General features: G+C 59.6%; 14 protein-coding genes and 1 rRNA gene. 11 read left to right on the plus strand and 4 right to left on the minus strand.

Annotation, left to right across the window (positions count from 1 at the left end):
* Positions 1-199, minus strand: a 16S ribosomal RNA gene (locus tag HMPREF1147_RS03530); the annotation flags it as partial.
* Between the two features lie 373 nt (positions 200-572).
* Between HMPREF1147_RS03530 and clpX the strand changes: the two genes are divergently transcribed.
* Positions 573-1,874: an ATP-dependent Clp protease ATP-binding subunit ClpX gene (gene clpX, locus HMPREF1147_RS03535; RefSeq protein WP_009657726.1), complete on the plus strand. Its 1,302-nt coding sequence runs from the start codon at positions 573-575 to the stop codon at positions 1,872-1,874.
* A 313-nt stretch (positions 1,875-2,187) separates the two neighbouring features.
* On the opposite strand, the gene fsa is transcribed toward clpX, so the two are convergent.
* The 3 genes from fsa to HMPREF1147_RS03550 form a co-directional block, all read right to left on the minus strand.
* Entirely contained in the window at positions 2,188-2,838 is a 651-nt protein-coding gene (gene fsa / locus HMPREF1147_RS03540) for a fructose-6-phosphate aldolase (protein WP_037351104.1), read from the minus strand.
* Positions 2,839-3,181: 343 nt separating this feature from the next.
* Entirely contained in the window at positions 3,182-3,448 is a 267-nt protein-coding gene (locus tag HMPREF1147_RS03545) for a type II toxin-antitoxin system Phd/YefM family antitoxin (protein WP_009657728.1), read from the minus strand.
* A gap of 110 nt (positions 3,449-3,558) precedes the next feature.
* Positions 3,559-5,823 (minus strand): anaerobic ribonucleoside triphosphate reductase, encoded by a 2,265-nt coding sequence (locus tag HMPREF1147_RS03550; RefSeq protein WP_009657724.1) that lies wholly within the window; start codon positions 5,821-5,823, stop codon positions 3,559-3,561.
* A gap of 405 nt (positions 5,824-6,228) precedes the next feature.
* Here HMPREF1147_RS03550 and trpS point away from each other — a divergent pair, with 405 nt between their 5' ends.
* The 10 genes from trpS to aepY all read left to right on the plus strand — a co-directional run bounded on the left by trpS (position 6,229) and on the right by aepY (position 22,244).
* On the plus strand, positions 6,229-7,239 hold the full coding sequence (gene trpS / locus HMPREF1147_RS03555; protein WP_009657719.1) for a tryptophan--tRNA ligase: 1,011 nt from the start codon (positions 6,229-6,231) through the stop codon (positions 7,237-7,239).
* A 159-nt stretch (positions 7,240-7,398) separates the two neighbouring features.
* Positions 7,399-8,118 carry a phosphocholine cytidylyltransferase family protein gene (locus HMPREF1147_RS03560; RefSeq protein WP_009657716.1) on the plus strand — a complete coding sequence of 240 codons (720 nt, stop codon included), beginning with the start codon at positions 7,399-7,401 and terminating at the stop codon, positions 8,116-8,118.
* Entirely contained in the window at positions 8,115-9,410 is a 1,296-nt protein-coding gene (gene aepX / locus HMPREF1147_RS03565) for a phosphoenolpyruvate mutase (RefSeq protein WP_009657717.1), read from the plus strand. The genes HMPREF1147_RS03560 and aepX overlap by 4 nt, the downstream gene beginning before the upstream one ends.
* Before the next feature lie 8 nt (positions 9,411-9,418).
* Positions 9,419-10,138 carry a class I SAM-dependent methyltransferase gene (locus tag HMPREF1147_RS03570; RefSeq protein ID WP_009657729.1) on the plus strand — a complete coding sequence of 240 codons (720 nt, stop codon included), beginning with the start codon at positions 9,419-9,421 and terminating at the stop codon, positions 10,136-10,138.
* A gap of 64 nt (positions 10,139-10,202) precedes the next feature.
* Entirely contained in the window at positions 10,203-11,300 is a 1,098-nt protein-coding gene (locus HMPREF1147_RS03575) for a 2-aminoethylphosphonate aminotransferase (RefSeq protein ID WP_009657721.1), read from the plus strand.
* A gap of 218 nt (positions 11,301-11,518) precedes the next feature.
* Positions 11,519-13,660 carry a sulfatase-like hydrolase/transferase gene (locus tag HMPREF1147_RS03580; protein WP_009657725.1) on the plus strand — a complete coding sequence of 714 codons (2,142 nt, stop codon included), beginning with the start codon at positions 11,519-11,521 and terminating at the stop codon, positions 13,658-13,660.
* 15 nt (positions 13,661-13,675) lie between these two features.
* Positions 13,676-15,787 (plus strand): sulfatase-like hydrolase/transferase, encoded by a 2,112-nt coding sequence (locus HMPREF1147_RS03585; RefSeq protein WP_009657722.1) that lies wholly within the window; start codon positions 13,676-13,678, stop codon positions 15,785-15,787.
* Positions 15,788-16,146: 359 nt separating this feature from the next.
* Entirely contained in the window at positions 16,147-18,252 is a 2,106-nt protein-coding gene (locus HMPREF1147_RS03590) for a sulfatase-like hydrolase/transferase (protein ID WP_009657723.1), read from the plus strand.
* Between the two features lie 586 nt (positions 18,253-18,838).
* Positions 18,839-20,965, plus strand: coding sequence for a sulfatase-like hydrolase/transferase (locus HMPREF1147_RS03595; RefSeq protein WP_009657720.1), 2,127 nt, complete (start codon positions 18,839-18,841; stop codon positions 20,963-20,965).
* Between the two features lie 166 nt (positions 20,966-21,131).
* Positions 21,132-22,244 (plus strand): phosphonopyruvate decarboxylase, encoded by a 1,113-nt coding sequence (gene aepY / locus HMPREF1147_RS03600; protein ID WP_009657727.1) that lies wholly within the window; start codon positions 21,132-21,134, stop codon positions 22,242-22,244.
* Positions 22,245-22,448: the final 204 nt, after the last annotated feature.

The raw sequence follows: 22,448 nt of genomic DNA on the forward strand, positions 1-22,448 counted from the left end.
AGATGCCTCCCCTACACGCCATTCGGTATTAGCATTCCTTTCGGAATGTTGTCCCCATCTGATCGGCAGGTTGTCTACGTGTTACTCACCCGTTTGCCACTAAGCTCATAAAAGCAAGCTTTCATTCGCTCCGTTCGACTTGCATGTGTTAAGCACGCCGCCAGCGTTCGTCCTGAGCCAGGATCAAACTCTCCGTAAAAGAAGAGCCTCTCTAGACTCATTAATGTCATTCTGTAAAAGAATTGTTTCTCGTTGACCAAATTATCAACGATGTTGCATCTGGCTTCGGTTAGATTCCTCTAACCTCTCTGCATTGTGTAGTTTTCAGGGTACATCTTTCGCGCCTCGAGAGCCTCCAGCCTTCATCAGCGCGACTGTCATAATATAACATAATCCCCGCGAAGCGTCAAGCCCTTTTCCACGTTTTTCTAGACAAATTCGCAGGATTATTTTCCTTTCGATATAATATAAAATCATCTCTCCACCCGTCTTTTGCTTGCGCTCCCTGCATTCCTATGGTATCCTATGGTAGATTTTATCAAGGTTCCCTTTAATTTTCGAAAGGATACATAATGTCAAAGAATCCGGTCAAACACCAATGCAGCTTTTGCAAACGCATCGTTGATGTGCGTGACCAATACGATATGCCGATTTACGATCCGAACACGGGCTTTGCCATCTGCCGGGACTGCGTACGCGAGATCAACCACTTCCTCGACGAACATGATCAGGCCGTCTCGTCCGAGGAGCACAGCTCGTTCCGCACGCAGCTGGACGATGTGCTGCAAAAGACGCGCCCGCACCTCATCAAGGACTATCTCGACACCTATATCATCAATCAGGATCACGCGAAAAAAATCCTTGCGGTGGCGGTCTACAACCACTACAAGCGCATGAAATACGGCTATGAAGCCGCCAAAGAGGAGCAGGAGTCAACGGAGATCGAAAAGTCCAATGTCATCATGCTCGGCCCCTCGGGCTGCGGCAAGACCGCCCTCCTCTCGCATCTCTCGAAACTCCTCGACGTCCCCTTCGCCGTGACGGACGCCTCGAGCCTCACCGAGGCGGGGTTTGTCGGCGCGGATGTCGAGGTCGCCGTGCGCAATCTCTACTACGCGGCGGACAAGGACATCGAAAAGGCGGAGCACGGCATCATCTATCTCGACGAATTCGACAAGATCGCGCGCAAATCGGGCGCGAACAACTCCATCACTGCCGACCCCGGACACGAGGGTGTCCAGCAGGCGCTGCTCAAGATGCTTGAGGGCAGCGTCGTAGAGTTCACGGCGCGCGGTCAGCGCAAGCATCCCGAAGCGCCGACCATCAAGGTTGACACGAAGAACATCCTCTTCATCGTCGGCGGCGCCTTCGTCGGCATCGAGAAAATCATCGCCAAGCGTCTGCGCAAAAACAGCGCCGCCATCGGATTTGGCGCGGAGGTGCGCGGCAAGGAGACGGAAAAGGAATTTGACACGCTGATTCATCAGGTCAGCCCCGAGGATCTCATGGAATACGGCATCATCCCGGAGATCATCGGACGCCTGCCCGTCATCTGCACGCTCGAGACGCTGGACGAGGACGCGCTCCTGCGCATCCTCACCGAGCCGATCAACGCCCCCGTACGGCAGTATGAAAAGCTGCTCGCGATGGACGGCGTGGAGCTGGTCTTTACCGAGGACGCCCTGCGCGCCGTGGCAAAAAAGGCGATTGCGCGCAAAACGGGCGCACGCAGTCTCAAGGGCATCATCGAAGAGGTCATGCTCGACGTGATGTTCGACATCCCGCGCGAGACCGCCCCGCGCCGCGTCACCGTCACGAAGGAATGCATCACGGACGGCGCGCTCCCCATTATCGAGGTCGCCGAAGCGGGCTAAGATAGGCAATCAAAAAGAGAACCGGTGCACACAATGTTGTGTAACGGTTCTCTTTTATTGTTGGTATTTGGTTGATATGCCGCCCCCGTAGGGGCGTGCCCTATGACGATATACGGCGGCGTAACGTATCGATGAGATCGGACTGCGCGAAAAACCCGCGCATAAAACCGTATAGTAAGTGACGCGGAAGTTTGGATGCAGAGCAAGGAATGAGAAAAACACAAGCGCAGGCGTAGTTAAAGACCTACGTCAAGCGCAGTGTTTTTCGATATGACGCAGCTATGCGCCAAAATCCCGCGTCACGCCTCACGCCTTATCCGAAGACAGCTTCATAATCCTTCCTGAACTTCTCAATCCCCTGATCCGTGAGCGGATGATGCGTCATCTGCTCGAGCACCTTATACGGCACGGTCGCGATGTCCGCCCCCGCCAGCGCGCAGTCGACCACATGAATCGGATGGCGCACGCTCGCCGCGATGATCTCCGTTTTGATGTCGTGCATCCCAAAGATATCCGCGATGCTGCGGATGAGGTCGATGCCCGGCACGGAAATATCGTCGAGCCGCCCGAGGAACGGTGACACATAGGTCGCCCCCGCGCGCGCCGCGAGAAGTGCTTGCCCCGCGCTGAAGACGAGCGTCACATTCGTCTTGATATTCTCTGCGGAGAGCCGCTTCACCGCCTTGAGCCCCTCGACCGTCATGGGGATTTTCACGACCATATTCGGATGGATCGCCGCGATCTCGCGCCCCTCCGCGACCATGCCCGCCGCATCCGTCGTCGTCGCCTTCACCTCGCCGCTGATCGCGCCGTCCACGATGGAGGCGATCTCCGCGATGACCTCCTTGAAATCGCGTCCCTCCTTCGCGATCAGCGACGGATTCGTCGTCACCCCGCAGATGACGCCCATATCGTTCGCCGCGCGAATCTCCTCCACTTTTGCCGTGTCAATAAAAAATTTCATCATTGTTCCTCCTTTACAAGTCCAACTGTTTATCTATTATATCACAATATTTCAAAACATTTCAGCAAGATTTCTCCGACTGTAGAGGATGCGGCGCACTTCAATGGTATCTCCGATAACGACATAGAGAATAATGTACTCGCGCACATAGATTGGATAATACGGCAGCGCGCTCCCTCGTCGAAGGATAGGGAGCGACCACCTCCGGCATATACAGGCGTTTTCGAACGGCAGATTCTACGTCGTCAATCAGTCGGGCGGCAGCTTGCGGATGCTTAAGGACGTCGGCAATATAGCGGACAATCTCATTCAGGTCTTTGCTGAACAGCGGAGATATGTGAGTTTATACACCTTCATCAACAATCCCCCGCGCGGCGCGAAACACCTCGTCATGCGAGAGACGTGCGGCGTTCTCCTTTGCCGCGGCATCCGCTTCATCGAGTTTTGTCTCTACGTCCTCGGTGAGTGCTTCGTATTGTTTGAGACTCATCAGAACCATTGTGCCGTATCCGTTCTTGGTGAGGAACACGGGGCTTCCGCTGTGCAGGACAACTTCCTCCACTTCCGGAAATTTATTTCTCAGGTCTGATACCGGACGAATTGCGATCATAAGAGCGTCCTCCTTTTTATCGTTACTTTATCACAATTTTATCCCCAAAGCAATAAAAAGCACACCTCCGATTGATCGGAAGCGTGCTTTTTTAATTGCCTAATATACTCTTAGTCTTTCATGCGCGGCACAGTCATGGTGCCGAAGGATTTTTCCTTGCGGTGGCAGTGCGGGCATTCGTTTTCAATCAGTCCGGTGTAGCCGCAGACGGGGTCGCGGTCGACGGGGTGATTGATGGAGAAGTAGCCCATGTTGGCATCGTGCATGGCGCGGACGACTTTTTCGAAGGCTTTGACGTTCTTCGATGGGTCGCCGTCCATCTCGATGTAGGCGATGTGTCCGGCGTTTTCGAGCTCATGATACGGGGCTTCGATGCGGATCTTGTCGTACGCGCTGATGTCGTAGTAGACGGGGACGTGGCTGGAGTTCGTCATGTAGCCGCGGTCGGTGACGCCGGGGATGATGCCGTACGTCTTTTTGTTCGCGCGCTGGAACTGCCCCGCGGTGCTCTCGGCAGGCGTGCCGAACGTCGACCAGTTGCGGCTCTCCGCCTTGGTATAGGCGTCGGTGCGCTCGCGCATGTGACGCACGATCTTGAGCCCGAGTTCCTGCGCTTCTTCGCTCTCGCCGTGATGCTTGCCGATGAGCGCGACGAGGCACTCGGCGAGCCCGCAGAACCCGATGGAGAACGACGCGTGCCTGAGAACCCCCTTGATGGAGTCCACCTGACTGAGCTTTTCGCTGCCCATCCAGACGCCCTGCCCCATGAGGAACGGGTAGTTGTAGACGTGTTTTTCCTCGATGACCTTCAGGCGGTCGAGGAGGTAGTCGTGGCACAGCTCGATGTAGTAATCGTAAAGCTCCCAAAATTTATTCAGATCGCCCTTTGCCTCGAGCGCGAGCTTCGGCAAATTGATGGTCGTAAAGGAGAAATTGCCGCGGCTCCCCGACTGCTCGGGGCCGTTGACGTTGCCCATGACGCGCGTGCGGCATCCCATGGTCGCGACGCAGCTGTTGTAGTCGCCGGGCTTGTAGTACTGGAGGTTGTACGGGGCGTCGATGTTGACGTAGTTCGGGAAGAGACGGCGCGCGCTGACGCGGCACGACTCGATGAAGAGGTCGTAGTTCGGATCCTCGGGGTTGTAGTTGACGCCCGCCTTGAGCTGGAACACGGAGATTGGGAAAATGGCGGTCTCGCCGTTGCCGAGCCCCTGCCAGATGGCGCTGAGCACTTCGCGGATGACGAGCCGCCCCTCGGGCGAGGTGTCGAGTCCGTAGTTGATGGAGCTGAAAGGCACCTGCGCGCCCGCGCGCGAGTGGAGCGTGTTGAAATTGTGGATGAGCGCCTCCATCGCCTGATGCGTCTCCTCCTCGACACTCTCGCACGCGAGACGGTAGATCGTCGCGGCGTCGGCGTCAAGCTCGCCCGCGACGGGCGTCTCGAACGCATTCCGATAGACGGCGTCGAGCGCGCGGCGCAGCTCTCTGACGGCGCTCTCGCCGAGTTCGCTCTCCGCGTCCTCGGCGTAGACGCAGACGGCGAAGTCCAGCTCTGCGCGCAGCGCTTTTTTGAACGCGTCGTGCGTGAAATGCCCGTGTCCGAGGCGATAGAGGAGCGCTTTCCACGCCTCCTCGACGATCGCCTTGCGGAAGGATTTTTTCACGCCGTCCGCCATGGCAAAGTCGAACGCGTTGATGCTCTGCCCGCCGAACATGTCGTTCTGATTCGACTGGATCGCGATGCAGGCGAGGCTCGCGTACGCGCGGATGGAGTTCGGCTCGCGCAGGAAGCCGTGTCCTGTGGAGAAGCCGCCGCGGAAGAGTTTCAGGAGGTCGATCTGACAGCAGTTGAACGTGATGAGCGAGAAGTCCTTGTCGTGGATGTGGATGAAGTTCTCGCGGTCGGCGTCGGCGTACCGCTCCTCGAGGACGTAGTTGTCGACGAAGTGCTTTGCGCCCTCCGCGCCGAGCTTTAACATGATGCCCATCGACGCGTCGGTGTTGATGTTCGCATTGTCGCGCTTCAGATCGGAATCCACGGCATCCGCGAAGAAGATGTCGCGGTAGCTCGCCATGAGGTGTTTTTGTGCCATGCGGCGCTGTGCGTGGCGCTGGCGGTAGGTGATGTAGCGGCGCGCGATGTCGTAGAATCCGTGCGCGAGGAGCTGTTTTTCGACGAGATCCTGAATCTCCTCGACGGAGATCTCGGCGCGGCTCTCAAACGCCGCCTCGACCGCCGCCGTCACCTCCTCGATCTCGAGCGCGGTCATCGGGTGCGCGTACTCCTTGCTCGCCGCCGCAATCGCGTTGAGGATCTTCGCGCGGTCGTAGGGGACGCTGTGCCCCGCGCGCTTCGTTACCGTTGTCACTGCCATGAACTTTTCTCCTTTGAATTTGAAAATACACTATATCTTGTGGTTTTCAATTTTTGATGTGGAATATATTGTAACAGAGCCCCGAAAGAAAGGCAAGGAATTTTTGTGCGTTTTGTTTTTCAGCGCGGCGACAACGATACACCGGCATAACGCACGCAAGGGCACGGCAGCGCCGCAAAAAAGCCGTGGCACGCCGTGACCTAGGCGATACGGAAGATTTGATGCATAACGCGGAATGAGGAGAGCGCGAGGGCAGGCGCAGTTAAAAGGCTGCGTCAACCGAAGTGCTCGACGATATGACAAAGTTAGGCACAAATATCCCGTGTCGCGCCTTTTCCTTTGCGAAAACCGGCGCAATGATATATAATGAAACTCACATCTGCATAATAAAGGAGACGAAGCGTCATGACAGTCACAGCAGCACAGGACACCCGCCGCAAAATCATTCTCAGCGGCATTCAGCCGACCGGCACGTTCACCCTCGGGAACTATCTCGGCGCGGTGAAGAACTGGCGGCATTTGCAGGAGTCCTATGACTGCTATTATTTTGTCGCCGATCTGCACGCGCTGACCGTATACAACGAGCCGGAGAAACGCCGCCGGCAGAGCCGCGAGGCATTCGCCCTCCTGCTCGCGTGCGGTCTTGATCCGAAGGAGAGTCTCGTCTTTATCCAGAGCCACGTCCCCGCGCACGCGCAGATGGGATGGATGCTCTCGTGTCTCAGTCCGTTCGGCGACCTCTCGCGCATGACGCAGTTCAAGGACAAATCCGCGAAACACCCCGAGGACATCAACGCGGGACTTTTCACCTACCCCGCGCTCATGGCGGGCGACATTCTCCTCTACCAAGCGGATTACGTCCCCGTCGGCGCGGATCAAAAACAGCACCTCGAATTCACGCGCGACGTCGCGGAGCGGTTCAACCGCGCCTACGGCGAGGTGTTCCGCCTGCCCGAGGGCTACTATCCGAAGGAGGGCGCACGCGTCAAGAGCCTGCAGGAGCCGACGGCGAAGATGAGCAAGTCCGACACGAACGCAAAGGCGACGATCTACATCCTCGACGACGAAAAAACGATTTTGAAAAAATTCCGCTCCGCCGTCACGGACAGCGAGGCGGAGGTCGCGTTCCGAGAGGGCAAGGACGGCATCAACAACCTCATGACCATCTACGCCGCCGTTACGGGAAAAAATATGGATGAGATCGCGGCGGAATTCGCGGGCAAGGGGTACGGCGACTTCAAGACCGCCGTCGGCACCGCCGTCGCCGACGAACTGCGCCCCATCCGGGAAAAATACGCAGAGCTCCTCGCAGACAAAGAATATCTCGACGCCGCGATCCGCGAGGGCGCGGAGCGGGCATCGGCGATCGCCGAGCGAACGCTCGCGAAGGCAAAGCGAAAGATGGGGATTATTTAGGCGCGAGGCGGGATTTTGGCGCATAGTAAGTTACGCCGCCGTGCCGCGCGGCGTTTGCCGCAGCCATTTTTAAGCCATGCTTTTTTGGCAAGGCAAATGCCAAGCGGCACCGGTAACAACCTTGAAAATCTAACATCATCAGGTAAGGTGTATAGAGGAATGAACAACCTGCATAAAGTCAGCCGCGCCCTCATCCTTGCCGCGGGGCGCGGCACGCGTCTCGCGCCGCTCACGGACGCGTGTCCAAAGCCGATGGTCGAGGTCTGCGGACGTCCGATCATCACGACCATCCTTGACGCGCTTAAGGCGGCGGGGATTTCGTCGATTACCATTGTACGAGGGTATCGCGGCGCGGCGTTCGACAAGCTCACAGACCAATACGAAGGGATTTCATTTCTGGACAATCCCGACTGGGAGACGTCAAACAACATCTCCTCTGTCACACTGGCGGGGGCACAGGGACTGCTTGAGGACACCTACGTCGTCGAGGGGGATCTGTACCTCGCAAATCCTGCCGTCATAACGCCCGGGCAGGAGCGCTCGAACTACATCGCGTTCCCCGTGGAGGAGACGGACGACTGGCGGTTTGCCGTCGATGCGCAGGGACGCATCACGGAGATCGGCGTCGGCGGCCGCGACTGCCATCAGATGCTCGGGCTCTCGTACTGGACTGCGGCGGACGGCGCGCGTCTCGCCCACTGCGCCGCAGCGCTCTACAGGGAGGAGCGTTATCGGCAGCTCTACTGGGATGAGATCGCGCTCAAATACTACGCGGCGGACTTTAACATCTACATCCGCCCGTGTACGCGCGCGGACGTATGGGAGATCGACACCGCAGAGGAACTCAGGGATTTGGAAAGGGAAATGAAGGGGCTATGAAAACAGTATACACATGCTTTTGCACAGACATCATCCACGACGGACACCGGAACATCCTGCGCGAAGCGGCAAAACTCGGCCGCGTCGTCGTCGGCGTGCTCTCGGATCCCGAGATGCTGCGCTACAACAGATTCCCCACGCGCACGCTGGCCGAGCGCATGGAGATGCTGCGCGCAGAGGAGCTCGTCGACGAGGTCGTCGTGCAGGAGCATATTTTTTATGACGAAATCCTCGCAGAGCTCCGCCCCGACTATGTGATCCACGGGCGCAACTGGGCGCAGGGTCCCGAGTCCGCGCTGCGCAAGAACGTGCTCGCGTGTCTAAAGCGCCTCGGCGGAGAGCTCGTCGAGCCGCCTTACACCTACAACGAGGAGGTCGTCGAAATCGACCGCCGGATGCGCGAGCACCTTGCCATGCCCGAGCGGCGCCGCGGCCGCCTGCGCCGCCTGCTCGAAATCATCCCCATCGTCAAGACCATCGAGGTGCACAACGGTCTCACGGGTCTGATCGCTGAGAAAACCGTCGTCGAAAGCGACGGCGGCCTCGACCAGTTCGACGCCATGTGGATCTCCAGTCTCTGCGACTCGACGGCGCGCGGCAAGCCCGACATCGAGCTCGTCGATTTCTCCGACCGCATCCAGACCATCAACGAGGTCATGGACGTCACCACGAAACCCGTCATCCTCGACATGGACACGGGCGGCACGGCGGAGCATTTCGCCTACAACGTCCGCACACTCGAACGCATCGGCGTCTCCGCCGTCATCGTCGAGGACAAGACGGGGGCGAAGCGCAACTCCCTCTTTGGCACGGAGGTCGCGCAGACGCAGGACACGATCGAGAATTTCTCCGAGAAGATCGCCGCGGGGAAAAAGGCGCTGCGCACCGACGAGTTTATGATCATCGCGCGCATCGAGAGCCTGATCCTCGAAAAGGGGCAGGAGGATGCGCTGCGGCGCGCCGACGCCTACGTCGCGGCGGGCGCGGACGGCATCATGATCCACTCGCGGGCAAAGACGCCCGACGAGGTGCTCGCGTTCTGCGACGCGTTCCACGCCGCGCACCCGGATATCCCCATCGTCGCCGTCCCATCGTCCTACAACACGATCACCGAGGCGGAGCTGGCGGCGCACGGTGTGCGCATCGTCATTTACGCGAACCAGCTCACGCGCAGCGCGTTCCCCGCCATGGAGGAGACCGCGCGCTCCATTCTCGTCCATCACCGCGCGCATGAGGCGGACCAGAACCTCATGCCCATCAAGGACATCATCCGTCTCATCGAAGTCATGTGAGGTGCCGCATGAAAGATCAATGGCGCGCCGTATGGAACCGGCGCACCTCCTCGAACGACCGGTTGACAGGCAGCTGGCAGGACGTTCTGCTCGAGCTCAAGCGCGCGAACGGCTACGACGTCATGGAGGGCGGTCTGCCGCTCGAGACCTTCGTCGGTCAGGACGCGCAGATGCGCCGGCTCCTGCACCTCGCCCCCGGCAAGAGCGTCTTTGAGGTCGGCTGCGGCGCAGGCGCAAATCTCTACCTCATGGCGCGCGCCGGCATCGCGGTCGGCGGCACGGACTATGCCGCCTCTCTCGTCGATATTGCGCAAAAGGTACTCCCCGATGCGCTTGAGCTCTCCTGCGGCGAGGCGGATCTGATGTCTGCGGCGCAGACCTACGACGCGGTTTTCTCCGCCGGCGTCTTTTCCTATTTCGCAGACACGGACTATGCGCATCATGTACTCACCCGAATGCTCGAAAAATCGCGCGGTGCGCTCGGGCTCCTCGAACTGCATGACGTCGAGAGGGAGGACGCCTATCACGCGTTTCGCCGTGCCTCCATTCCGGACTATGACGAGCGGTATAGGGGACTCGATAAGCTCTTTTATTCCCGCGCGTTCTTCGAGGACTTCGCACGGCAGCACGATCTCACCGTCACGTTCCCGACTGTCGATATGCCCGGCTACTGGAACACTCCGTTCATCTTCAACTTTCAAGAGAATGATGCTTATCATGTAAATTAGACAAATGCCCGGCTACTGGAACACTCCGTTCATCTTCAACTGCTTTATGTATCGGAAGTGACTTATGAACATCAAACGAAACATCCTGCTCAATCCGGGTCCCGCGACCACGACCGACACGGTAAAGGCGGCGCAGCTCGTCCCCGACATCTGCCCGCGTGAGCGGGAATTCGGCGATCTGATGCGCACGTTCGGGGGCGACCTCCTGCGCGTCGTGCATGTGACGCCCGAAGAATGGGCGACCGTCCTCTTTTGCGGGTCGGGCACGATCGCCATGGACGCCTGCGTCTCCTCGCTCGTTCCCGCGGACGGCAAGCTCCTCATCGTGAACAACGGCGCATACTCCGCCCGCGCCGCGGAGATGGCGCGCGCCTACGGCGTACCGCACATCGACCTCACCTTCCCGATCGACGGACTGCCCGATCTCGCGGTGATAGAGGACACGCTGAAAAAGCATCCCGAGATCACCGCCGTCTACACGACGCATCAGGAGACCGGCACGGGGATTCTCAATCCCGTGCGAGAGATCGGCGCGCTCGCCCACGCGCACGGCGCGATCTGCATTGCCGACACCATATCGACGTTTGCCATGATCCCCATCAACGCCGCGGAGATGAACATCGACGCGCTCATGTCGTCCGCGCAAAAGGGCATCCAAGGCATGACGGGGCTGTCCTTCGTCCTCGCGCGCAAATCCGTGCTCGACGCGGCGGCGCACTATCCCGTGCGGTCCTACTATACGAACCTCGTCATGCAGTACGAAGGATTTGAAAAAACGGGTGAGATGCGCTTCACCCCGCCAGTGCAGGTCGTCTATGCGGCAAAGCGCGCGCTCGCGGAATATTTTGCCGAGGGCGAGACGAAAAAATGGGCGCGCCATACGCGCGTCATGAACGCCATTCACGAGGGTCTGGAATCTCTTGGATTAGAAGAGGCGATCCCCCGCGCAATACAGTCGGGACTCGTCGCCGCCGTACGGTATCCCGACGATCCGAATTTTGACTTTACGCGCGTGCATGATTACTGCTACGAGCGCGGGTTCACCATCTACCCCGGCAAAATGCAGACCGAAAAGACATTCCGCCTGTGCGCCCTCGGGGCGATCGATGTACCGGATATTGCTGGGTTTTTCCACGTATTCGAAGACGCGATGAGGGTGTGATGCGGGATTTTGGCGCATAGCTGTGTCACTGCGAAAAATTCTGCGGTCGACGTAGGTTTCATCTACGCCTTCCCTTGAATTTTTCTTGTTCCTTGCTCTGCATCCAAACTTCCGCATCACTTACTGTACGGTTTTATGCGCGGGATCTTCACGCATAGCTGTTTCCCTTCATCGCGGGAAACAGATACGATTCACGCGCGCATATCGATAGAAGCCGTATGAGAGACGCCCGCATCACGCTAAGAAAGGACACGCCCATGCAGGACGACTTCACCACATTTTGGAACAACAACGCCCGTGCGCGTGCCCTCTTTGACGATCTTCTCGCACGCTGTGAACGCTCCGCCTACGACGACGATTATCTCACCGTGCTCGACGATTACGAAAAGGAAGCGCCGGATCACCCGCACCTCTACATCTTTGCCGCGCGCTACATGCTCGCACACGGCGACGCGGCTACCGGCGCCGACTACGGCGCACGCGCCTTCCGCCTGCGCCCGGCAAATCACGCCGTGTGGGACGTGCTCGCGCGCGCATATACCGCCCTCGGACGCTATGACGATGCCCTCGTCATGCAGGGCTACGCCGAAAATCTCTACCGCATCCCCATCTCACTGAACGTTCCGCCCGCCGCGCTGACGCCCGCCGCGCTCGATCGGCTCGCCGTCGCGCTCGGCGTCGCGAGCTACGCGCCCTTTGCCATCTGCCGCATGAGCTACACGCCCGAGCGCGGTCTATCGGGGCGGGACGGGCTGTTCGCACGGGAGTTTTTGCCGGTCTCGCCGCACATCGCCCCGCAGTATTATGTCGGCGTCTATGCCGAGCAGGAACCGCGCATGAGCAAATCATGGCTGATCGACGCCGTGCGGCGCACGCCCGGCGCGGCGGCACATGCGGGCGGCGACTTCACATTCGACATCATGCGCGGTGCGCCCACGTGCGGCAAAACGGAGATCGACCCGCAGGGCGCGGAGATCGTTCTGCCCGTCATCGGCACGGCGGACGATCAAAAGATCCGCTTCGAGACGAGCACGTTCGACAATACGACATGGCTGAACCCGGGCGCGCCGAATTTCTTCCGTCTTTCCGAACGCACCGCCATCTCCTCCGACCATGACTATATCGTCGGCATGCCCGTCCGGATCGGACATGAGCCGGCGCGCCGGCGCCTCGTACTGAACATCCTCATAGATGCGCTCGCGTGGTCGGTCGTGCGCGAACGGTTCAAAGAGGAAATGCCGAACGCGCATGATTTTTTCAGCAAAGGGCTGATCTTTGACAATCATTTCTCGGTGGCAGAGTACACCTACCCATCGCTCGCGACCATCGAGACGGGCATGTATCCGCATCACAGCGGTCTCGTCAGCGGCAGTGTCGCGATCGAGCTGCGCCCCGACTGCATCACGCTCTCGGAGCGGATGAAGGAACGCGGTTATGCGACGTCGAATCTCTTGGGAGAAGGCGTCGGCATCTACAACGGCGTGACGCGCGGCTATGACCGGCTCATCATCACAACCTACCGTCAGCACGCCTATGACGGAGTGGAGCGTGCGATCCGCCTGCTCGAGGGGATGGGCGATGCGGATCACTTCATATTCCTTCATGCACTGGACGTACATGCGGAAGCCTCCGAATTTTTTCAGTTCTCCTCATCGGTGCAGCAGCGTCTCCCCCTCGCGGATCGGCTCTCTGCGCCCGACGAGCGCGTGCCGAGTCCCTACCTCGTGCCGAATGCGCTCAGCGGGGCGGCGTTTTGGCAGGGCGTGCGCGATGCGGATCGGGCGCTCGGCACGCTGTTCACCTATCTCGAACGCCACTACGCCCCTGACGAATACATTGTGAATCTCTACTCCGACCACGGCGTCTCGATCTTCAACGAATGCGAGGATATCGCAAATCCCGCGATGACGCACGCGGCGTGGATGATGCGCGGCGCGGGCGTGCCGGAGGGCGTGCGCGCGGATGAGCTGACGAGCGCGGTGGACATCTACCCGACACTCGGGGCGCTCTGCGATTTCCCCGTCGGCGCGTATGTGGACGGGGTACTGCCAAAGGCATTTGGCGGCACGGGGCGCGAGATCGCGTTCAGCAACTCGCTCTTCCCGACGAAGGCATATTTCCTCGCGGCACGCAGCGAGACGCATACCCTGCGTCTCTCGGTTGCGGATGCGGTCGAGCAGGACGGCACGGTCGATCTCTCGCGCGCGGAGGTAAAAATCTATCCGCGCGACCACGAGGGCGAAGCGGATCACGCCGTCGACAGTGAGGAGCTGCGCGCGTTCTTTTATCCGAGGGTGCGGGAGTTTTTGCGCGGAATAGATAATAATGGCGAGATTTTCCCCTCCCCACAGTCTACATAAAAAGGGAGCTTTGCTATGCAGGACGACTTCACCGTATTTTGGCAAAACAACGCCCGTGCGCGTGCCCTTTTTGACGATCTCGTCGCGCGCGGCGCGCGAAATGCCTACGATGACGATTACCTCGCCGCGCTGGACGCGTACCAAGCGGAATCACCGGACAGTGCGCATTTCTACATCCTCGCGGCACGCTACCTCACGGCACACGGCGCGTATGACGCCGCGCTCCCACTCGCCGAACGCGCGTACCGTCTGCGCCCGGTCGGCTATGCGGTGTGGAATCTGCTCGCCGAGATCTACGAGCATCTGGGGCGTCCGCTCGACGCGCTCACGATGCGGGGCTACAGCTACGGGATTTACAAGACGCCCGAACCGCACATCGATCTGCCGCCGCAGCTCCTCAACGAGGGGCTGAATCGCCTCTCCGTCGCGATGAGCGAGGGAAAACTAGCGCCGTTTCTCCAATACCGCGCCGTACTCAAGGACGGGCGGCTCTCCTTTCACGACGATCTCTTCGTCGGCGAGGAACTCCCGCTCACGATGCCCGCAGACAGCGCACGGTTTTGGGTCGGCTGTTATGGGGAGAACCGTTTCCTCTCGGAAAAGGGGTTCATGCTCGAAGAACTCCGCCGGAGTGCGCGGTTCAAAAACTGCGGGCATCACGACTTCGTGCTCGATCTGCAAAAGGCGCGCGAGGTGCGCGGCGCGTCGGTCATCGAGGTGCCGGAGGGGCGGGAAGCGCTCATTGCGATCGCCGGCACGGAGCTCTCGCAGGAATTATCGTTTCAAACGGAGACCGTAGACGATCATACCTATCTCGGCAAGTGGGCGTTCAGCTATTTCCGTCTCAGCGAAAAGACGACGCTGCACGTGGACGCATCCGCCCCCTATGTCCTCGGCACGCCCATCCTCCTCGGGCACAGTCCGCGCCGCAAAAAGCTCGTGCTGAACATTCTCGTCGACGCGCTCTCGTGGCCCGTCATGCGCACGCGATTCACGGAATATATGCCGCGCATCGCGGAATTTTTCTCACGCGGCGTCATCTTTGACGATCATTTTTCCACCTCGGAGTTCACCTACCCCGCGCTCGCCGCCATCGAGACGGGGCGTTATCCGACGCATACGCAGGTGTTCAGCGAGCAGGACAGTCACGAGCTGCCGCTCGATATGGCAACGCTCTCGGAGTGCATGAAAGACCTCGGCTACTACTGCGCGGCGCCGATGGCGAGCGGCTACTCCATGTACTGCGGCGCGATGCGCGGCTACGACCGCATTGTCGCGACCTCGTGGGATCAGCCCGCCTTTGACGGAGCGGAGCGCACGATCCGCCAGCTCGAAGCCTTTGGCGAGACAGATCAGTTCCTCTTCCTGCATGTGATGGATGTGCACCCTTACTCTGCAAAAGGGTTCAAGTTCGCAACGGCGGTGGAGACGCGCCTGCCGCTCGCGCGGCGTCTCCTCGGTGCGGAGGGGACGGAGGCGAGCGTGCGCCTGCCGAATTTCGAAATCTACCGTGCGCAGTTCCTCGAGGGGGCGCGATACGTTGACCGCAGCGTCGGTGTCCTACTCGACTACATCCGGACGCACTACGATGAGGACGAGTACATCGTGAATCTCTACTCCGACCACGGCGTCTCCATCTTTAGTCCAAACTCGGACGGCGCCGTTGACATCATGGGACCCTACTCCACGGGCGCGTCATGGATGATGCGCGGTGCGGGCGTCCCTGCGGCGGGCGTGGTCAATGAGCTGACGAGCAGTGTGGATATTTACCGCACACTCGGGCATCTCTGCGGCTTTCCCGTCGCCCCCGATGTGGACGGCAATCTCCCCGCGGTATTCGGCGGGCGGGCGCGGGAGGCGACGTACAGCATCTCGCGCTATCCCGGGCAGACGCTCAAGGTCGCCGTGCGGTCAAAGACGCATACGCTGCGTCTCGAGACGGACGAAGTCGTCGCAAAAGACGGGACGGTCGATCTCGGCGGGGCATATCCCGACATCTTCCCGCGCGCCCATGAGGCAGAGCCGGGACACGCCGTAGACAGCGAGGAGCTGCGCGCGTTCTTTTACCCGAAGGCGCGGGAGTTTTTGAGGGAAGTAGCGAGCAACGGCGAAACATTTAAGGCGTGACACGGGATTTTGGCGCATAGCGTCGTCATTTTCGGCGATACGTTACGCCGCCATAACGAGTTTGAGGGCACGGCACGCCGTGCCCCTACGGGGGCGGCATAAGTTGATGGGATTTTATAAATCCGCCGCCTTCCTCGCGTTCACCTCCATTCCTAGCTCTGCCTCCAAACTTCCGTGTCACTTACTGTACGGTTTTATGCGCGAGATTTTGGCGCCTATCTGTTTCCCTTCATCGCGGGAAACAGATACGATTCACGCGCGCGCGGTAGGGGCACGGCGTGCCGTGCCCACCTCTGATTCCGCATATCGATAGAAGCCGTATGAGAGACGCCCGCGTCACGCCTAGAAAGGACACGCCCATGCAAAACGACCTTGCAGCATTTTGGCGGCGCAGCGAGCGCGCGCACGCGCTTTTTTACGATCTGCGCGACCGCTCGGAGCGCGGCGCCTACGACGAGGAATATCTCGCCCGGCTCGCCGCATACCGCGCGGCGGGCGGGAATGCCGTCCACGCGGATATCTTTGCCGCGCTCTATCTGCTCGCCGAGGACAATCCGGCGGACGCCGCCGTCTGCGGGGAGCGCGCGTTTCGCCGGCGTTCCGTGAGCCATGTCGTTTGGGGCATCCTTGCGCGCGCCTATGAGGGACTCGGACGGTATACGGACGCGCTCGTGATGCAGGCGTACGCGGAAAATCTCTTCGGCACGCCGATGCGGCTGACGCTCCCGCCCGAGGAGCTGACGGACGCCCTGCTCGATCGCCTCACTGTCGCGATGGGCAAGGCGAACTATGCGCCGTTCACGCTCCGGCGCATGTCTTACGACGCAGAAAAGGGGCTGACGGATCGCGCCTCCTGCTTTGCGGGCGAATTTCTGCCGATCTCGCCGCACATCACGCCGCCCTACTACGTCGGGGTCTACACGGAGCAGGAGCTGCGCGGGAATAAGGCGTGGCTGCTCAGTCGCATCCGCAATGATGAAAATATCAGCGTCTTTGGCGCGGGCGATTTCAATTTTGACATTATGCGCGCCGAGCGTGCCCCCGGCAAGGCAATCATCACTCCGGAAGAGGGAGCGCAGATGGTTGTTCCGATCCTCGGTACGCAGTCCCCGGTACAAAATGTGCAGGTGCAGGCGGCAGATGTAGATGCAGAGACGTACCTCTCGCCTGCGACGCCGAGTTTTTTCCGGCTCGACAAGGAGACGACGTTCTCCTCCGAACACGCCTTCGTCGTCGGCACGCCGATCCGCATCGGCCACGCGCCGCACCGCCGCCGTCTCGTGCTGAATATCTTCGTCGATGCGCTCCCATGGGCGGTACTGCGCGACCGATTTGAAGAACTCATGCCAAATACCTCCCGTTTTTTCAGCGAGGGGGTGATTTTCGACCGGCATTATTCGACGGCGGAGTATACATACCCGTCCTTTGCTTCCATCGAGACAGGCATGTATGCGCACCACAGTCAGATTTTCAATGAAAAGATCGCCGTGGAGCTCCCGCCCGACTACATCACGCTCTCGGAGCGTATGAAGTCGCTCGGCTACGCTACGGCGTCGCTCATGACCGACGGCAACGGCATCTATAACGGGACGATGCGCGGCTACGACCGGCTCATCATGACGCCTTACCGCATGTTCGCCTACGAGGCGGCAGAGCGCACTGTCCGTCATCTGGACGGTCTGCGTGACGCCGATCACTTCATCCTGCTCCACCTCATGGATGCGCACCCATGGTCGGAAGCAAGCATGCAGCCGTCGACACCGACGCAGACGGGACTTTCGCTCAGGGAACGTCTCTCCGGGACAAAAAGCAATACGCCGAGCCCCTATCTCGGCGCGACGCCGCTGAACAAGGAGGCGTGCCTCCAAGGAATCCGCAGTACGGATCGCGCGCTCGGGATGCTCTTTTCCTACCTAGCGGAGCATTACACGCCCGACGAGTACCTCGTAACGCTCTACTCCGATCACGGTGCATCGGTATTCCGTGACAATGAGACGGTGGTCGAGCCGCATATGACGCATGCGGCATGGATGATGCGCGGCGTAGGGGTTCCGTGCAGCGTTCATACGGACGAGGTAGTGAGCGGGGTGGACATTTACCCGACGCTCGGCGCGCTCTGCGGCTTCCCCGTGGATGAATATGTGGACGGGGTACTTCCGAAAATATTCGGCGGCACGGGTCGCGAGATCGCATTCAGCAATTCGCTCTTCCCGACGAAGGCATATTATCTCGCGGCGCGTGCGCCGGAGTATTCGATGCGCGTGACGGTAAACAGCGCGGTCGAGGTCGACGGCACGGCGGATATTGCAGAGGCGCAGGTGCAGTTCTACCCGAGCGCACACGAGGGCGATGAGGCATATGCTATTGACAGCGAAGAACTGCGCGCATTCTTTTATCCGCGGGTGCGGGAGTTTATGAGGGGGATAGATAATAATGGCGAAATCTTCCCCTTCCCAGGGACGTGACACGGCGTGACACGGCGTGACACGGGATTTTGGCGCATAGCTGTGTCATATCGAAAAACACTGCGCTTGACGTAGCTCTTAACTACGCCGGCGCTTGTGTTTTTCTCATTCCTTGCTCTGCATCCAAACTTCCGTGTCACTCAGGTTACGGGCTAAGACGGGATTTTCGCGCATCGCCGGGTCATTTTCATGCGGCGGTGCGCTACGCCGTCGGAACGTCTCGCATCAGGTGTATCGCCGTGTAGTAAGCTGCGGCGAACGGGTATCTTATCGAAACTGCGGAGCATTTACCCGTAGGGCGGCGCGGCTCGTTGCCCGTTGATGAGGGGATGTGTTAGAGCGCCGCTTTGCAGTCCGAAGGACTGTGCGGCGGAACGAACGAGATAATGATACATACCTGCCGCGTCGTTTGCTAAGCAGCGAGAAAGATACCCTGAGACGCACACAAATCCTACGTTTCCCCAAACACTTTCATATCGCGCGGCGTTTGCCGCAGCGATTTTTAAGCCCCGCTTTTTTCCCAAGGCAAATGCCAAGCGGCTCCGATAACTTTTCCCTCCGCGTCACGCCTAGAAAGGACACGCCCATGCAAGACGATTTCAATATTTTTTGGCAGAACAACGACTGCGCGCTTGCGCTGTTCGACGATCTTGCTGCACGCATGGAGCGCGGCGCCTATGACGACGATTACCTCGCGCTCCTGGGCGCCTATCAGGAGGAACGCCCGGACACGGCGCATTTTTACATCTTTGCGGCGCGGTACCTCGCGGGACACGGCAGATACGACGCCGCGCTCCCGCTCGCCGAGCGCGCCTATCGCCTGCGCCCGGTGAACTACGAGGTGTGGAAGCTCCTCGCGGAAATTTACAGGCACGTCGGCAGATACCTCGACGCCATGACCATGCAGGGCTACGGATATAGCATATACGAGGAGATCAAGCCGCAGATCGAACTCCCGTCGCCGGAACTGCTCCCCGAGGCGCTCGATCGGCTCGCCGTCGCGCTCGGTCCCGGCAACTATGCTCCGCTCGCGCCGCACCGCCCGTTCTATCATGACGGCGCATTGACGTTCCGCCGCGATGTGTTCGTCGGTGAGATGCTCCCGCTCACGATGCCCGAGGGGAGCGACCGGTTCTATGTCGGATGCTACACGGAAAATTGTTTTCTCTCGGAAAAGGGCGAGATGCTCGCGCAGTATCGTCACGACAATCTCTTCGCTCAATGTTGGCATCATGACTTCGTATTCGATTTCCAAAAAGCCCGCATGGCACAGGGCAGCGTTCATATCGAGGTGCCGGAGGGGCGCGAAATCATTCTGCCCGTCGCCGGCGCGCACACATGGCACGAATGCCGCATCGAGACCGCCGCGGATGCGGAGGACATTCTCCTCGGCAAATGGGCATTCAGCAATTATCGCCTGAGCGAGAGTGCGACGCTCACCGCAAGCGAGACGTTCGCCGTCGGCACGCCCATCCACCTCGGGCACGATCCGCACCGCAAAAAACTCGTGCTGAACATCCTCGTGGACGGGCTTTCATGGGCGGCGGCGCGCACGCGATTCCCGGCGTGTATGCCGCGCATCGCGGAGTTCTTCTCGCGCGGCGTCATCTTTGATCAGAATTTCTCTACGTCCGAGCACACACTCCCCGCGCTCCCCGCCATCGAGACGGGACGCTATCCGCAGCGCATCCATATCTTTAACGAAAAGGACAGCCACGAGCTGCCGCTTGATATCCCGACGCTCTCGGAACAAATGCAGCGTCTCGGATACTACTGCGCCGCCCCGATGGCGAGCGGGTTTGGCATCTACAACGGGGTCATGCGCGGCTACGACCGCATCGTCTCCGCCTCATGGAAAGCTGCGTCTTACGAGGGGGTAGATCGCACGATCCGGCAGATCGAGGCATTCGAAGAGACGGATCAGTTCCTCCTGCTGCATGTGATGGACGTCCACCCGTGGGACGGCAAGGACTTCAAATTCGATCCCACCGTCGAGGCGCGCCTCGCCCTCAAAGACCGCAGAATCGCCCCGGGCAAAGAGCGCACAGCGAGCGTCCGCCTCCTCCCGACGAAGGTCTACCAAGAGGAGTTTTGGGCAAGCCTTCGGAATGTGGATCGGAACATCGGCGCGCTGCTTTCGTATATCGCCGATCGCTATGACGAGGACGAGTACATCGTCAACCTCTACAGCGATCATGGACTGCCCTGCTTTGGTGCGGCAGATGTGTGCACCCGTTTTGATCTCGCACGCGAGGTGCAGACAAGCGCGACGTGGATGATCCGCGGAGCGGGCGTGCCGCAGGGCATTATTGCTGATGAAATGACGAGCATCGTCGATATCTACCCGACCCTCGGACACCTCTGCGGATTCCCCGTCCCGGAGGACATCGACGGGAACCTGCCCGCCGTATTCGGCGGAACAGAGCGCGATGTGGTCTACAGCGCGCTGACCTTCCCCGGGCAGACGTTCAAGCTCGCCGTGCGGTCAAAGACGCACGCCTTCCGGCTCGAGACGCAGGATTTTTCGGACGAGGACGGCACGGTGGATTTTCGCATCGCGCGCACGGGCATCTACCCGCGCGGGCACGAGTGGGAGGACGGGTACGAAGCGGACAGTGAAGAGCTGCGCGCGTTCTTCTATCCGCGGGCAAGGGCGTTTGTGGATGGGTTTGCGAGTAATGGGGAATATTTTCCCTCAATGAAGAAGACGTGACGCGGGATTTTCGCGCATAGCGGTGTCACCGTCGTTGCGCCGTTATCCTTCGTACCGCGCGTCTTTTTCCGCAGCAATTAAGCCCCTCTGTTTTCGCATGGCAAATGCCAAGCGGCTCCGGCAACTCCCCCCCTGCATCACTCTTCAAGAGAAAGGAACCTCAACCATGGACGTCAAAGATTTTGTCAACATCCTCGGGGCAGATTTCTTCGCCGGCGTGCCGGACTCAAAGCTCCGGCCGCTTGTCGATTACCTCGTAGAGAGCTACGGCAGCAATAATGCATCCCACGTGATCGCTGCGAACGAGGGAAACGCTGCGGCGCTCGCGGCGGGCTATCATCTCGCAACGGGAAAAACGCCTGTCGTTTATCTCCAGAACAGCGGGCTGGGGAACATCGTCAATCCCCTGCTCTCGCTCCTCGACCGCGCGGTCTACGGCATCCCGTGCATCTTCGTCATCGGCTGGCGCGGTGAGCCTGGACTGCACGACGAGCCGCAACATCTCCTGCAGGGACGGCTCACCGAGCCGCTCCTCGATACGATGGGTGTAACGACACGCATCCTCACGCAGGAGACAACGCCCGCAGAGCTCGCGCGCATGATGGAGGAGGTACGTCCGCATCTCGCGGCAGGCGGACAGGCAGCATTCCTCATCCGTGAAGGCGCGCTCACGTACCCAAAGCAGAAATATGAAAACCTCTTTCCCATGCGCCGTGAAGACGCCGTCGCCGAAATCCTCAATGCCACAGGAGACGCCGTTATCGTCGCAACGACGGGCAAGACGGGACGCGAGCTCTTTGAGCTGCGTGAGGCGCGCGGCGAGGGTCATGCCAGTGACTTCCTCACCGTCGGCTCGATGGGACATGCAAGTGCCATTGCCCTCGGCATCGCCCTTCATCGCCCGCAGCGCCGCGTCATCTGTATCGACGGCGACGGCGCGGCACTGATGCATATGGGGGCAATGGCGACCATCGGCGCCATCGCGCCTGAGAATCTTGTCCACATCCTCCTCAACAATGAGGCACACGAATCCGTCGGCGGCGCACCGACAGTCGCAGACTCAATGAACTTCCTCCACATCGCCGAAGCCGTCGGCTACCGGCGCGTCCGCAGTGCCGATGATCCCGGCTCGCTCCGCCGTGCGCTGCAGGATATTCAGGAACACAGGAAACTCACCTTCCTTGAGGTGCGCATCGCCATCGGATCACGCAGCGATCTCGGACGCCCTACAACGACGCCCGCAGAAAATAAAGCGGCACTAATGCAGACACTGCACTAATGCCGTATATACAATAACAGGGCGACAGCACTTTATTCGTGCTGTCGCCCTGTTATTTTTATTGAAGATAGCTAATCTGCGGTTAGAATCCCCAGCGGATGCCGGCATCCACGCGCCAGTCGGTCTTGATATCGCCGCCGAAGGTTTTTTCAAAATCACCGTAGACACTGCACTTGTCACTGAGCTTCAGCGTCCCGCCGATCT

The sequence above is a fragment of the Selenomonas sp. FOBRC9 genome, from assembly GCF_000287655.1.
Lineage (GTDB): Bacteria > Bacillota > Negativicutes > Selenomonadales > Selenomonadaceae > Centipeda > Centipeda artemidis.

Excerpts from the sequence above, each read along its gene's own strand:
- HMPREF1147_RS03570 (WP_009657729.1), top strand. The coding sequence starts at position 9,419 with ATGAAAGATCAATGGCGCGCCGTATGGAACCGGCGCACCTCCTCGAAC.
- aepX (WP_009657717.1), top strand. The coding sequence starts at position 8,115 with ATGAAAACAGTATACACATGCTTTTGCACAGACATCATCCACGACGGA.
- HMPREF1147_RS03580 (WP_009657725.1), top strand. The coding sequence starts at position 11,519 with ATGAGAGACGCCCGCATCACGCTAAGAAAGGACACGCCCATGCAGGAC.
- HMPREF1147_RS03595 (WP_009657720.1), top strand. The coding sequence starts at position 18,839 with ATGCAAGACGATTTCAATATTTTTTGGCAGAACAACGACTGCGCGCTT.
- HMPREF1147_RS03585 (WP_009657722.1), top strand. The coding sequence starts at position 13,676 with ATGCAGGACGACTTCACCGTATTTTGGCAAAACAACGCCCGTGCGCGT.
- trpS (WP_009657719.1), top strand. The coding sequence starts at position 6,229 with ATGACAGTCACAGCAGCACAGGACACCCGCCGCAAAATCATTCTCAGC.
- HMPREF1147_RS03545 (WP_009657728.1), bottom strand. The coding sequence starts at position 3,448 with ATGATCGCAATTCGTCCGGTATCAGACCTGAGAAATAAATTTCCGGAA.
- aepY (WP_009657727.1), top strand. The coding sequence starts at position 21,132 with ATGGACGTCAAAGATTTTGTCAACATCCTCGGGGCAGATTTCTTCGCC.
- HMPREF1147_RS03560 (WP_009657716.1), top strand. The coding sequence starts at position 7,399 with ATGAACAACCTGCATAAAGTCAGCCGCGCCCTCATCCTTGCCGCGGGG.
- fsa (WP_037351104.1), bottom strand. The coding sequence starts at position 2,838 with ATGAAATTTTTTATTGACACGGCAAAAGTGGAGGAGATTCGCGCGGCG.
- clpX (WP_009657726.1), top strand. The coding sequence starts at position 573 with ATGTCAAAGAATCCGGTCAAACACCAATGCAGCTTTTGCAAACGCATC.
- HMPREF1147_RS03590 (WP_009657723.1), top strand. The coding sequence starts at position 16,147 with ATGCAAAACGACCTTGCAGCATTTTGGCGGCGCAGCGAGCGCGCGCAC.
- HMPREF1147_RS03550 (WP_009657724.1), bottom strand. The coding sequence starts at position 5,823 with ATGGCAGTGACAACGGTAACGAAGCGCGCGGGGCACAGCGTCCCCTAC.
- HMPREF1147_RS03575 (WP_009657721.1), top strand. The coding sequence starts at position 10,203 with ATGAACATCAAACGAAACATCCTGCTCAATCCGGGTCCCGCGACCACG.